The sequence below is a fragment of the Actinocrinis sp. genome, from assembly GCF_035653575.1.
Lineage (GTDB): Bacteria > Actinomycetota > Actinomycetes > Streptomycetales > Catenulisporaceae > Actinocrinis.
Map to the genome: position 1 here is coordinate 1 of NZ_DASRBQ010000184.1, position 12,537 is coordinate 12,537.

Sequence of the window (12,537 nt, forward strand, 5' to 3'; positions counted from 1 at the left end):
GCGGCTTCGACCTGGTCTCCGGCGGCACGGACAACCACCTGCTGCTGGTGGACCTGACCAACAAGGGCGTGACCGGCAAGGTCGCGGCCAAGGCGCTGGACGCGGCCGGCATCGAGCTGAACTTCAACACCGTGCCGTTCGATCCGCGCCGTCCCTTCGACCCCTCCGGCCTGCGTCTGGGCTCGGCCGCGATCACCACCCGCGGCCTGGGCACCGAGAACATGGCTCAGGTGGCGGGCTGGATCGACGCGGCCGTCGCGGTGGCGGCGCGGGCCGGCTCGCTGGATGGGCTCAGGGAGCCCGAGGTGGCCGCGGACCTGGAGAAGATCGCCGGGGAGATCAGGGAGCTGCTGACCGGCTTCCCGATGCCGGGCTGGGCCGCCGAGAACTGACGGTCTGTCACCGCCGCTGTTCGAGTGCTGCCACGCGGTAACGCGCGGCAGCACCGTGACAAGTCCGCGGAACCGGTTGCGAGCAGCTTTCGCGCCGATGTGGTCTAGGCCGCAGTTTCACGAGACGCACCGCGCTGACCAGCGGTGACGTAAATCGGCCAGCTGCGGCCCGGCACAAACCCGACCGAGTTTGCGCGCAGGACTTGGCGGTTATGCCCCTGTGACCCTATCGTTATCAGTGCTCCGCCTAGGTGCGGAGTCCGCCGGGACCGGTGCGCCCGGTGCCGTGCGTTCCCAACCCTGAGCGGGGAGCGCCCGTCACCGGACGTGAGCCGAAGGACGGCCCTGGCGACGACGTCGGATTGAGCCTCCGGCTGTGCGGACACGTGGATAGTAGGGCCGTGGCGGGTGACCGTCGCGGCCCTCTGCGTTTCCGTGTCCGAGTCGCAACATCGCCGCTGAGCTTGACCGATTAATGCCCACGGCTCGTTACGCGCCGTGGATGCGTGGTTCTCCAAGGTCAGGCATGGATGGGCATTGTCAGTGCCAGGCGCGACCATAGAGACATGGAGCGTCCATCACCGCCGCCACCGCTAAGGCGCCAAGCGCCGTCGGTGTTGCACGTGGACATGGACGCGTTCTACGCGGCGGTAGAGCAGCAGCACAAGCCCAGCCTGCGCGGCAAACCGGTGATCGTGGGCGGCGTGGGACTGCGCGGCGTCGTTTCCACGGCCAGTTACGAAGCACGCGTATTCGGAGTGCGGTCCGCGATTCCTACGGCGCTCGCGCGGCGCCTGTGCCCCAACGCGGCGTACCTGTACCCGCGCTTCCCGGCGTACCACGCGGTGAGCACCGTGGTCATGCAGACGCTTCGCGAGCTCTCGCCGCTGGTGGAGCCGGTCAGCCTGGACGAGGCGTTCGTGGATCTGGCCGCGATGGAGGGCGGCGCGCCGGAAAACGCCGAGCAGGTGCGCGAGGTCGCCGAAGCGCTTCGCGCCCGGATCACGCAGCGAACTGGACTAACCGCATCAGTCGGCGGCGGTACCTCAAAGCTCATCGCTAAGGTCGCCTCCGACGCCGAGAAACCCGACGGCTGCGTCATCGTCCCGGCCGGCGGCGAACTGGCGTGGCTCGACCCGCTGCCGGTGCGTGCGCTGTGGGGCGTCGGCCCGGCCACTGCCGACCGGCTGCGCAAAATCGGCGTGGGCACGGTCGCCGAGCTCAGGGTGCTGACGGAGGCCGACCTGGTCGGACTGCTCGGCGTGGCGTGGGGCGGCATGCTGTTCCGGCTCGCCCGGGGCATGGACGCGCGCACCGTGGAACCGGAGCGGCCCACCAAGTCCATCAGCGCAGAGGACACCTACCCGCACGACCTGGCCGACCGGGCGGCGATGCGCGCGGCGGTCACCGAGCTGGCCGAACGCGTGGTTCGCCGGCTGCGTTCCTCGGGCCACACGGCCCGCACAGTCACCGTGAAGGCACGCGGGCACGACTTCACGACGGTCACCCGCTCGGAGACTTTCGGCGCGCCGACCGATGACGAGCGCTTGGTCACAGAGGCCGCGATCAGGCTGCTCGACGATGCGGTACCGGCCGCGACGGTGTCCTCGACAGGCATCCGGCTGCTAGGCGTGGGCATGTCGGGACTGGCTGATTACGCTCAGGGCGACCTGGTAGCGGAGTTGGCTCGGGTCGAACGCGAGCTCGCCGCCGTGGAAGCGGAGGCGCAGGCGGCAGCCGAGTCCGGCGCGGAGAACGGCGAGACGGGTGACGAGCCCTCAGACGCCTTGCCCGACGACGAAGGGGGCGCTTCCGCGGACGCCTCCGCCATTCCGGCGGTGACCCTGTTCGGCCCGGTCCCGGTCGACAGCACCGCACGCCGGTGGCTGGCCGGGCAGGACGTGCGGCACGCGCAGCGCGGGCAGGGATGGGTGCAAGGCGCGGGAGTCGGCCGGGTGACCATTCGCTTCGAGGGACCGGGGACCGAACCCGGCCGCATCGGCACGTTCCGGGCCGACGATCCCGACCTCGAACCGCTCGACGCCGCCGACGTAGCCCGCGAGGCGCTGCGGCTGTTGCAGCCGGTTGAGAGCACGGCTGCGCGGCCCGAATAACCTCCCGTGCCACAGCACTAGCATGGCCTAACCTGATCACGCAGCACGAGCACGTGGTGAACGCCGCGGTGCCGGCGTTGAAGCGTCACTGTTGAAGAGTCACAGCCGTCGAATTGAGGCCCGCCGTGGTTACCGACCGCACGAATCCCCGAAGCTCGGTGCGGACCGCAGTCGTGTGGGATGTGGTGCGGTCGGCCCTGGAAACGATCAAGCGGGAGGCCGCGCCGGCCGGTGAAGTCGTCGGCGGCACGGTCCCGCTCGACGTCGTCGACGTCGGCGGCGGCACCGGAGGGTTCGCCGTCGCGCTGGCCCGCCTCGGCCACCGGGTCACCGTGGTCGATCCGAGCCCTGACGCCCTGGCCGCGCTGGAGCGGCGGGCCGCGGAGGCCGGGGTATCCGGTGCGGTGCGGGCCGCGCAAGGCGATCTGGCCACCGTGTTCGACGTGCTCGAACCCGAGTGCGCCGACGCCGTGCTCTGCCACGGCGTGCTCGAGTTCGTCGACGACCCTGCGGAGGGCTGCCGTACCGCACGCGGACTGCTGCGGCCCGGAGGCATCGCCAGCATCCTGGCCGCGAACCGCACCGCGATCGTGCTGGCGCGGGCGCTCGGCGGCCACGTCGCGGAGGCCCTGGCCGCGCTGCACGATCCGCGCGGCCGGTTCGGGGCCCACGATCCGGTGCCGCGCCGTTTCGGCGAGCAGGCGCTGCGCGACCTGATCGAGCAGGCCGGGCTCACGGTGCGGGCCGTGCACGGCGTGCGGATCTTCGCCGACCTGGTGCCGGCCGCCGCGACCGACGTGCCCGCAGGCAGCGGCCCGGCCGCGAATGTCACCGACCTGCTGGCCCTTGAGGCCGCCGCCTCGGCGCTGCCCGAGTTCCGGGCCATGGCCACGCAGCTGCACGTGCTGGCGGGGCTGGACGAGGCGTAGCCGGCGGGCGACGGTAGGTCGCACCCGTGTTCAGTGGAAGGTCCGAAAACGGAAAATTGAGTAGCGCCGTTCCACACACGCGGGGGCCTGCCTATCCTTGACTTCGAGAGGTGTTGGTAGTGAACGACCGCACCTCGCCTTGCGTCACGTCCAGCGAGGAGGAACCCGTGCCGCTGTCCGAGCATGAGCAACGGCTGCTCGAGCAGATGGAGCGGGCGTTGCACGCCGAAGACCCGAAGTTCGCGTCTGCGCTCCAGGGCGACAAGCTGCGCCGCAGGCTGCGGCGCCGCGTCGCGCTCGCCGTGTTGGGGGTGCTCGCGGGCGGGGCGATGATCGGCTACGGGATCGTCACCAAGCGCGTCGCACTCGACGCCGCCGGCGGCGCCGTGGTCGTCGCGTGCGCGTGGCTGGCATGGATCGTCTGGCGCAGGGTCCCCGCGCCCGGGCAGATCGTGCCGGCTTCCAAGCTGCGTCCGCGCCGCTCGGCACGGGCCGGTTCCTTCGGCCAGCGGATGGAGCTGCGCTGGCAGCGCCGCCGCGAGCGCGACGGGTTCTAAGCCCGTCCCGGCCGGCTCCCGCAGCGCCGGAAGCAGTCCCGGCCAGGCCGGTAGCTGCCCACTGTGATCTGTGGTTTGTGATCCGTGATGCGCACCGGCTCGGGTCGGCAGCGGCGGCCGTGCCGGCCCGGTTTTCCCGTCAGTCCTGCGGCTTGCGGCCGCCTCGGTAGATCGACGCGGAGACGCGTTCGCGCCGCTCGCGCAGCCGGGTGAGCGAGGAGGCGGGCAGGATCGCGGCCCTGATCCGGTTCGCCCGGCTGGCGTGCTCGGCCAGCGCCGCCCGCAACGTGCGTAGGTCCTTGGGCAGGGCCCGCAGGGTCGGCTGGTCGTACTGCGAGCCCGGCGCGTACCTGGCGCGCTCGGTCAGCGTGGTCACCCGGCCGAACGCCTCGCGGGCCTCATCGTCCATGCGCGCGGCCGCCGTGAGCCTGGAGGCCGCCTGGCGTGGGGTGTCGCTGTCCACCCACTCGTAGCCCAGATCGTCCGCGCACTCGCGCAGTTCGGCCCACGCCGCCAGCGCGATGGTGGCCATCGGCGAGCGCTGCGCGTCCTGGCGCCAGCGGCTGCCGGCCCCGGACTGCGACACCTCCGGCACCTCGCCTCGCGCGGCCCGCGCCAGGTACCGCTCAGCCTGCTTGACCAGCACCCGCCGCTTGCGCCGCCGCCCAAGCCGGCCGAGCGCGGGCACCGCGGCCAGCAGCAGGAGCACCAGGACCGCCAGCTTCCCGCCGATCTGGGCCGCGCTGCCGGTCAGGAACCAGTGCTCGAACCAGCGCGGGATCACGCCGAACGGCCCCCACGAGGCGAACGGCCGGCTGCCCGCCAGCACGCCGCCGTTGTCCGCGCTCTCGCAGCCGCCGGAGATGCGCCGGATCTGCGCCGGGCACTGGCTCGCGCTGGCGCTCGGGTTCGCCGACGGGTTCTGCGCGGAGAGCGAGGAGCCGCCGCTCGGGTGCAGCTGACCCGGCGTGATGCGGGTCCAGCTCGGCGAGCTGCCGCGGCCGGAGCTCTGGATGCTCACCGTCGGCTCGAACCGCAGCCAGCCGATGCCGGAGAAGTAGAGCATCGGCCAGGCGTGCGCGTCGTGCGTGGTGACGATGTACGAACCGTCCGTCTGCGCCGTGCCCGGGGTGAAGCCCACGTCGACGACCGACGGGATGCCCAGCGAGCGGGCCATCGCCGCCATCGTGCCGGCGAACTGCTGGCAGAAGCCCTTGCGGTCCTTGAGGAACGCCTCGATCGCGCTGTTCCCGTCGCCGGCCGGGACGCTGAGGCTGTAAGTGAAGTTCGCCAGGAACCAGTCCTGCAGCTCCAGGGCCTTCTCATACGGCGTGCGGCCCGCGGCCGTGATCTGCTGCGCCTTGGCGCGCACGTCGGCCGGGAAATTCGAGGGCAGCTGCAGGTACCGGCCCAGCGAGGGGTCCAGCGGCCCGGTCGCCGAGTCCGCCTGATCGGAGGTCGGGACCACGTCGACGCTGGTGACCGTGTAGCGCAGTCCCTCACGCGACCGGCTGGCGGAGTCGCCGGGCACGATCTCCAGCGTGCTCGGGTCGTAGAGCGGCTGGTTGATGCCGCTCAGGTTGCTCGGCGCGTACGGCGCGGGGACCGCGTCGAACGCGAAGTTCCCGATCACGGAGATCCGGGTGGTCACCTGGGTCTGCTTGATGCCGCCCGTGGTCAGGCCCGGAATCGTCAAGGCCGCGCTGTTGCCCATCGGGCTCTGTGGAAGCGAACCCGAGGTCCACTTGTCGCCGTCGAACTTGTCCAGCACCGACATCTCGAGGTAGTCCGAGCGCACCTGGCTGGAGTCGGTGGTGTATCTCAGCAGCGGCACCGCGTTCTGCGAGGTCAGCGACTTCTGGATGGTGACGCTCTGGTCGATGCTGATGGTGCCGCTGCCATTGCCGACCCCGTTGCCCGCGCCGGTCTTGAACACGCCAGGCAGCGTCGGGATGAACCAGGGCAGCACGAGCGCGGCGGCGACGGCCGTCGTGGTGATCCGGCGGGAGAGCGAGCTGTGCGGATTGTTCACCGGCCCGGACAGCTCACCCGGCACGCGCGTCGGGCCGCCGAGCGCACGACCCCAGCGGTTGAGCCGGTCGTGGCCCTCGGCGCTGACCAGGGACAGGTAGCCGATCGCCGAGACGGCGAACGCGAGCCAGCTCATGCCGCCGGGGCGGCGGGTCGCCGGGATCAGATACACGGCGAGCAGCGGGAGCCCGGCCAGCACGGCGCGGCGGTAGGTGACGGCGATGGCGTCGATGAGGATCGCGAACGCGGCGCAGACGATCGCGACGATCGTGGTGATGCCGGGGGTCGCGGCGGCCGGCGGCGCCTCGTGGCTGATGTCGGCGCGGCCGGCGGATATCTGGTCGGCCAGCTCGTGCAGCGCTCCGGGGCCCGGCACGATCAAGGCGATCGCGTTGTCCGCGGCCCGCAGCAGCGTCAGCGCGAGCAGCGCGGCCACCAGCTGGGCGAGCACGACGATCGGTCGCGGCAGGCGCGCGTTTCGGGCCAGGTGGCCCGCGGCGCCGATCACCAGGATCAGGACGAGGCAGACGGATAGCCACGACCCGGTCTGCACCAGGCGCTCGAGCCCGATGGCGGCCGTGGCGGTGGCGATCCCGGCGGCGACGGTCAGGCGCAGCGGGGCACGACCCGGCTGTGTCATCGTGAGCCTCCTGTCATCGCCCGGCCTCCGCCGCGCCGTTTCCCGCGATGTTGGCTTCCATATGGCTGCTTCCCGCAGTACTGATACCGGCGGTGCTGATTCCAGCAGTGCTGATACCGGCAGTGCCCGCGCGAACCGGGGCTGCGGCGGGGGCCGGGGCCGCACCGACGTTCAAGGACTCGTCGCTCACGCCGACGCGTGCGGCGGTATGCCGGGAAGCGATCCGCCACAGGTCGGGGAACTTGTCCCCGGCGCGGGCGGTGACGACCTGCCAGCCGCCCGCCTCCAGGACGGCGGCGGCGTGCCTCTGGTCGTCGTCGAAGCCGGGCGGAAAGGCTGCGGTCGGCGTCGAAGCGCCCGCCCACGTCTGCGCGTCAAGGAGGAAGGCGACCGCGCTGGCCGTGGCCGGCTTGGCCCGGGCCAGGTCGGCGGCGTCGGTGCCGGTCAAGGTGCCGAGAAAGGCGATGATCAGGCTGTCGGCCCGGTCGTCGGCGGCGGCCTGACTAAGGCTCAGACTGACCGCGTGCACCGGACGCAGCACTGCGAGCGTGTCGAGTACCGCGTCCTCGGTGTCGGTAAGGATCGAGCCGCCGCCGTTAGCGGTGCTCAGGTGCACCGTATAGCCGTTGTTCAGCAGGTGGATCGCGCTGCTCGCGGCCGCCGAGACGGCCCACTCCAGCGACGCGGTCGGGCCGGTGCCGCGGTGCGCGCCGGAGCGGTTGTCCAGCAGGATGGTGCAGCGGCTGTGCCAGGTCTGCTCCTCGCGGCGCACCATCATCTCGCCGTGATGCGCGGTGGCCCGCCAGTGGATGCGCCGAAGCTCGTCGCCGTAGCGGTATTCGCGCACGCCGACGTCGTCCTCGCCGGCCGCGGCCGCGTGTGCGGCATGGCCGTCGCCGTGCCCGGCCCATACCGTGCCGAGCGTGATCGCGGGCAGCGTCTCGACTTTGGGCGCGACCGTGAGCGTGTGTTGCGCGGTGAACGAGCGGGTTAGCTCGAACAGGCCAAGCGGGTCCGCGCTGCGCAGCGAAAGCGGGCCGAGCTGGTAGCGGCCACGGCTGTCGGAACGCACCCGGTACGCGACGCGCCGACTGCCTCCCGGCTCGATGCGGCGCAGGATGAAGCGCGGACGCGAACCGAGCGTGTACGGTACCTGATCCTCCACGAGCAGCGGCGTGCTCGGCAGCCGAGCCGCGTTCTCGAGCCGCAGATGGACGCGGGCCGGAGAACCGACGGGTACCCGTGCCGGCTCCAGGCTCCGCCGACACGCGATGCGGTAACGCGACGCCGAGGTGATCCCGGCCGCCGCCAACGGCAACGCAACCAGCAGGATCGCCACCCGCAGCAGCGGGCCGTAGCCGAGCAGGATCGCGCAGGCGGCCGAGGCCAGCCCCGCGGAGAGGAAGGCCCGGCCGCGGGTGGTCAGCCCGGCCGAGAACGTCCGGAAGGTGCTCCGGACCTTTGACTGCGGGCGGGTGTTCATCGCTGACCGCTCGTCAGGCGCGTGGGCGCCGTGCGGATTGGACATCGACGGGGACTTGGTCGAGCAGGTCCGCGACGATCTGCTCGGGGGAGCGGCGGGCGACCCGGGCCTCGGCGGTGGGTATCAGCCGGTGCGCGAGCACCGGTACCGCCAGTGCCTTGACATCGTCCGGAAGAACGAAATCCCGGTCCTCCAGCGCCGCCTTGGCGCGCGCGGCCCGCACCAGGTGCAGCGCGGCGCGCGGTGACGCACCGAGCCGCAGATCGCCGACCGAGCGGGTGGCGGTGACGAGGTCGATCACATACCGCTTAACGTCCTCGGACACATGAACGGTTCGTACTGTCTCGATCAGCTTGATGATGTCGTGCGTACCCGCGACCGGCATCAGCTCGTCGAGGGGGTTGGCGGCACTGTGCCCGTCGAGCATCCGCAGCTCTGCGGCCGGCGCCGGGTAACCCATCGCGATACGGGCCATGAAACGGTCGCGCTGGGCCTCGGGGAGCGGATAGGTGCCCTCCATCTCCACCGGGTTCTGCGTCGCGATGACCATGAACGGGGTTTCCAGCGGATAGCTGACCCCGTCCACCGTCACCTGCCGCTCGCCCATGCACTCCAGCAGCGCGGACTGGGTTTTCGGCGAGGCCCGGTTGATCTCGTCGCCGAGCACGATGTGCGCGAACACGGCGCCGGGCTTGAATTCGAATTCGCGCCGCTGCGGGTCGAAGATCGTCACGCCGGTCACGTCGGAGGGCAGCAGGTCCGGGGTGAACTGGATGCGGCGCACGGTGCAGTCGATCGCCTTGGCCAGGGCCTTGGCCAGCATGGTCTTGCCGACGCCGGGAACATCCTCGATCAGCAGGTGGCCCTCGGCAAGCAGCACGGTCAGCGCGAGGCGCACCACGTCCCCCTTGCCCTCGATGACCGACTCGACTCGCTCGTGGATCCGGTCGGTGATCGCGGAGGGCCGGTCCACCCGCTCCGTTCCGGACGTGACGCGCTGAATCCGGCGCTGATCGTATTGCTCGCCGTCCTGCGCCTGTGTGCTGCCCGGCACCGGACCCTCCCCTCGTTCACGGCCACGCCTTAGTCGGCCGTTGGGGTCATCTTGCCCGATGCCGACCGTGTATGTGCAAGAGCCGGCGCAGCGGTTTCGATTTGGGCTGGACGTGAACCTGAGCTTGATCGAATCCGTGTGGCTCCCCCCTTTTCCGAAGTAGTCCGGAAACCCGGAATCTGCGGTGAAGTGGAGCACTCGGACGGCGTAGGGGGCGGTTTGTGGAGTAGAGTGGAGGGAAGTGGAGGCCGTGTGGGATGACGTCAAGGCGTGGTTACTCGTAACCCGCCCTGCCGGGTCCTGTGCGCAACGTCCGCTGACCGTCGCGTCCCGAGGGCAGTCCGAGGGCGAGCGGTCCGTCCCGGCCGGTAGGAGGCGCCGATGTTCCTCGGCACCTTCGTCCCGCGCCTGGACGACAAGGGCCGGCTGATCCTGCCGGCCCGGTTCCGCGAGGAGGCGGCCAGGATCGACGGAACGGAGCGGCTGGTGATCACGAAGGGGCAGGAGCGGTGCCTGTCGGTGTGGCCCGCGTCGGCGTTCGCCGAAGCGGCCGACCGGATCCGCCGCGCCCCGTCGGCGGGACCGCTCGCCTCGCCCCGCGCGGTCCGCGACTACCTGCGGGTGCTCTACGCGGGCGCCAGCGAGCAGTCCTTCGACAAGCAGGGCCGGATCACCCTGCCGCCCGCGCTGCGCGAGTACGCCGGCCTGACCCAGCAGGTCGCCGTGGTCGGCGCGGACACGCACTTCGAGCTTTGGGACGCGGCGGCCTGGGACCGCTACGTCGCCGAGAAGGAACCGGCCTTCGCCGACCTGGACCAGGACGATCTGTTCCGGGGGGTGGCGCCGGACCTGCCCTGACCGAGCACGTCGTTCGAGTGATCGAGCCAGGGCCGCGAATGCCGCCGAAAGGCGGCGCGCCGCGGCCGTGGGCCTCCACCCGCTCACCCGCGTTCTGAAGCCCCTTCCCCGGTTCCAGAGCGTCCGTGAGTACATCCGAGCGGGCGGGGACCTACGGCCGCGGCGCCGTGTCCAGTGTCGCCCCATCGGGGCGTATCGGGGTGCTGCGTTGCCATGGCGTGTCGCGCGGGCGGCGCCGCGCCGGGTCTGGGTCGCCGCGATTCGGTGCCGGTGAGCTGCGATGGAATACTGACCGGCATGGTGACGGATCCGCGCCGCGGCGGCGACAAGGCTCGAAAGGGTGATTCGCGAGCGGCGGCCGACGCGGAGTCGAGCGGGGATCCAGAGCGATCGGACGGGCGAGAGCCGGCTGGCCCGGCCGGGCACGTCCCCGTCATGCTGGAACGCTGCGTCGAGGCGCTGGCCCCGGCCTCGGTCCCCGGCGCGGTCTTCGTCGACGCCACCCTCGGCCTCGGCGGGCACAGTGAGGCGTTGCTTACCCGGTTCCCGCAGATCCGCCTGATCGGACTCGACCGCGATCCGCAGGCGCTCGACCGTTCGAATCGGCGGCTCGCCGCCTTCGCCGACCGCATCGAGCTGGTGCACGCGGTCTACGACGAACTGCCCGCGGTGCTCGATCGGCTCGGCGTGCCGCGGATCCACGGCATCCTGTTCGACCTCGGAGTCTCCTCGCTGCAGCTCGACGTGCGCGAGCGCGGCTTCGCCTACGCGTATGACGCTCCGTTGGACATGCGGATGGACCAGGGCGCGCCGCTTTCTGCTTACGAGGTGGTCAACGGCTACTCGGCCCCGGACCTGGCCCGCATCCTGCGCGACTATGGCGAGGAGCGGTTCGCAGGACGGATCGCCTCGGCCATCGTCGCGGCCCGCGCGAAGGAGCCGATCGCGACGACTGGACCGCTGGCCGAGCTGGTGCGCGCTGCGATCCCCGCAGCCACGCGACGTACTGGAGGCCATCCGGCCAAGCGGACTTTCCAGGCGCTGCGCATTGAGGTCAACGCCGAGCTGGCCGTGCTGGAGCGGGCCATACCGGCCGCCGTCGACGCGCTCGCGGTGGGCGGCCGGATCGCCGTGCTCGCCTACCACTCGCTGGAGGACCGCCTGGTCAAGCGGGTCCTCGCGGCCGGCGCCGCCTCGACGGCTCCGCCCGGCCTGCCGATCGCGCCGCCAGGGACCGAGCCGCTGCTCAAGCTCGTGACCCGCGGAGCCGAGGAGCCGACCGAGGCCGAGATCGAGCAGAACCCGAGGGCCGCCTCCGCGAAGTTCCGCGTCGCCGAGCGGGTGCGCAAGGGAGCAGTCGCGGATCGGCTGACGAAGGCGAAGACGCAGCGGCGCTAAGCGACCTGAGGCTGTGTCTGCCTGAAGCCGTATCAACCTGAAGCTGTGTCTACCTGAAAAGCGTGGCTGTAAATCTGAGAATAGGGGCCACAGGCCGCGCCGTTGCGCCGCCCGGCTCGGGCCGTGCGGAATACTGGCCGCCATGGTTGCAGCAGGCACGGGGGCCCGGCGATGAGCGCGGGACCGCCTGACCGGCCGCCGGAATCGATCCGGCGGCAAGTGCGCCGTCCGGGAAAGGCCGGACCCGTCGCCGTCATCGAGGGCTTCGCCGGACGCCGCTCCGTGGTCCCGTTCGCCATCCTCGTGCTCTGCCTGCTCGCCGTCGGACTGGTGCTCCTGCTCTTGCTCAACACCGCGCTCGACCGCGGCGCCTTCGAGATCCAGACCGCGCAGAGGAAACAGAGCCAGCTGACGGACCAGCAGCAGGAACTGCAGCTGCGCCTCGCCGGGCTCTCCGCCCCCGGGGCCCTCGCCTCCCAGGCTGCCGGCCTTGGCTTGGTACCGAACCCGCGTCCGGTGTTCCTCGACCCCGGCAACGGTGCGGTGCTCGGCATCCCGACCGCGGCACCTACCACCGCGCCGCCCGCACCGCCCGCGTCCCCGTCGCCGTCCGCATCGCAGTCATCATCGCCCTCGGCGACCGCCACGGTCAGCGCGTCTCCCGGTGTCTCAGGCAGGGCCACGCCTCCGGCGAACGGCCCGGCCGTAGCCGCCACGCCCGGCGCATCGCCCAGTTCCCCTGCTGGCGCGTCGCCTTCTCCGCAACCCTCCACTTCGCCGACCCCGTCGGCCTCAGCCACCGGATCGCGCCCGTGAGCCCGGATCGCAACGGCAAACGCCCGAACAACGGCAACCCGGCCGGCGGCCGCGGCGTGCCGCCGCGCCGCATTCCCAGCCAGCCCGCCAAGCCGCGCCCCGCTGCCAGAGCGCGCACCGAGAACCGGTTCACGCCCGCCCCCTCGCGCCCCTCGGGCGCGCCGTCAGCCACCGCCGCCAAGCCGCTGACGCTCGGCGATCCGCGCCGCCGGCTGCGCGTCGGGATGATCACGATGGCGTTCATCCTCTCCCTCTTCGGCGGCCG

General features: G+C 71.6%; 9 protein-coding genes and 2 pseudogenes. 8 read left to right on the top strand and 3 right to left on the bottom strand.

The window, feature by feature from the left end; all coding sequences use genetic code 11:
- The 4 genes and pseudogenes from glyA to VFA06_RS25150 all read left to right on the top strand — a co-directional run.
- Positions 1 to 392, top strand: a pseudogene (gene glyA, locus VFA06_RS25135) (serine hydroxymethyltransferase); the annotation flags it as partial.
- Between the two features lie 566 nt (positions 393 to 958).
- A complete protein-coding gene (locus VFA06_RS25140) occupies positions 959 to 2,506 on the top strand; it encodes a DNA polymerase IV (protein WP_324843191.1) in 1,548 nt (515 codons plus the stop codon).
- 158 nt (positions 2,507 to 2,664) lie between these two features.
- Positions 2,665 to 3,435, top strand: a complete 771-nt coding sequence (locus VFA06_RS25145; protein WP_324843192.1) for a class I SAM-dependent methyltransferase — start codon at positions 2,665 to 2,667, stop codon at positions 3,433 to 3,435.
- A gap of 167 nt (positions 3,436 to 3,602) precedes the next feature.
- Entirely contained in the window at positions 3,603 to 3,992 is a 390-nt protein-coding gene (locus VFA06_RS25150) for a DUF3040 domain-containing protein (RefSeq protein WP_414639958.1), read from the top strand.
- Between the two features lie 139 nt (positions 3,993 to 4,131).
- On the opposite strand, the gene VFA06_RS25155 is transcribed toward VFA06_RS25150, so the two are convergent.
- Genes VFA06_RS25155 through VFA06_RS25165 form a run of 3 tightly spaced genes read right to left on the bottom strand, consistent with a single transcriptional unit; the run spans position 4,132 to position 9,119 of the window.
- On the bottom strand, positions 4,132 to 6,663 hold the full coding sequence (locus VFA06_RS25155) for a DUF3488 and transglutaminase-like domain-containing protein (protein ID WP_324843194.1): 2,532 nt from the start codon (positions 6,661 to 6,663) through the stop codon (positions 4,132 to 4,134).
- Positions 6,664 to 6,676: 13 nt separating this feature from the next.
- Positions 6,677 to 8,146 (bottom strand): DUF58 domain-containing protein, encoded by a 1,470-nt coding sequence (locus VFA06_RS25160; protein ID WP_324843195.1) that lies wholly within the window; start codon positions 8,144 to 8,146, stop codon positions 6,677 to 6,679.
- A gap of 13 nt (positions 8,147 to 8,159) precedes the next feature.
- Complete coding sequence (locus VFA06_RS25165; protein WP_349260352.1) at positions 8,160 to 9,119, bottom strand: MoxR family ATPase; 960 nt, start codon at positions 9,117 to 9,119, stop codon at positions 8,160 to 8,162.
- 462 nt (positions 9,120 to 9,581) lie between these two features.
- Here VFA06_RS25165 and mraZ point away from each other — a divergent pair, with 462 nt between their 5' ends.
- The 4 genes and pseudogenes from mraZ to VFA06_RS25185 form a co-directional block, all read left to right on the top strand.
- Complete coding sequence (gene mraZ / locus VFA06_RS25170) at positions 9,582 to 10,058, top strand: division/cell wall cluster transcriptional repressor MraZ (protein WP_324843197.1); 477 nt, start codon at positions 9,582 to 9,584, stop codon at positions 10,056 to 10,058.
- A gap of 297 nt (positions 10,059 to 10,355) precedes the next feature.
- Positions 10,356 to 11,456: a 16S rRNA (cytosine(1402)-N(4))-methyltransferase RsmH gene (rsmH, locus tag VFA06_RS25175; protein ID WP_324843198.1), complete on the top strand. Its 1,101-nt coding sequence runs from the start codon at positions 10,356 to 10,358 to the stop codon at positions 11,454 to 11,456.
- A 171-nt stretch (positions 11,457 to 11,627) separates the two neighbouring features.
- Entirely contained in the window at positions 11,628 to 12,272 is a 645-nt protein-coding gene (locus VFA06_RS25180; RefSeq protein ID WP_324843199.1) for a hypothetical protein, read from the top strand.
- A pseudogene (locus VFA06_RS25185) lies at positions 12,269 to 12,537 on the top strand (hypothetical protein); the annotation flags it as partial. The gene VFA06_RS25180 and the pseudogene VFA06_RS25185, both read left to right, overlap by 4 nt.

Coding starts and splice junctions, on each gene's coding strand:
- VFA06_RS25180 (WP_324843199.1), top strand. CDS start 11,628: ATGAGCGCGGGACCGCCTGACCGGCCGCCGGAATCGATCCGGCGGCAA.
- VFA06_RS25160 (WP_324843195.1), bottom strand. CDS start 8,146: ATGAACACCCGCCCGCAGTCAAAGGTCCGGAGCACCTTCCGGACGTTC.
- VFA06_RS25155 (WP_324843194.1), bottom strand. CDS start 6,663: ATGACACAGCCGGGTCGTGCCCCGCTGCGCCTGACCGTCGCCGCCGGG.
- VFA06_RS25140 (WP_324843191.1), top strand. CDS start 959: ATGGAGCGTCCATCACCGCCGCCACCGCTAAGGCGCCAAGCGCCGTCG.
- mraZ (WP_324843197.1), top strand. CDS start 9,582: ATGTTCCTCGGCACCTTCGTCCCGCGCCTGGACGACAAGGGCCGGCTG.
- rsmH (WP_324843198.1), top strand. CDS start 10,356: ATGGTGACGGATCCGCGCCGCGGCGGCGACAAGGCTCGAAAGGGTGAT.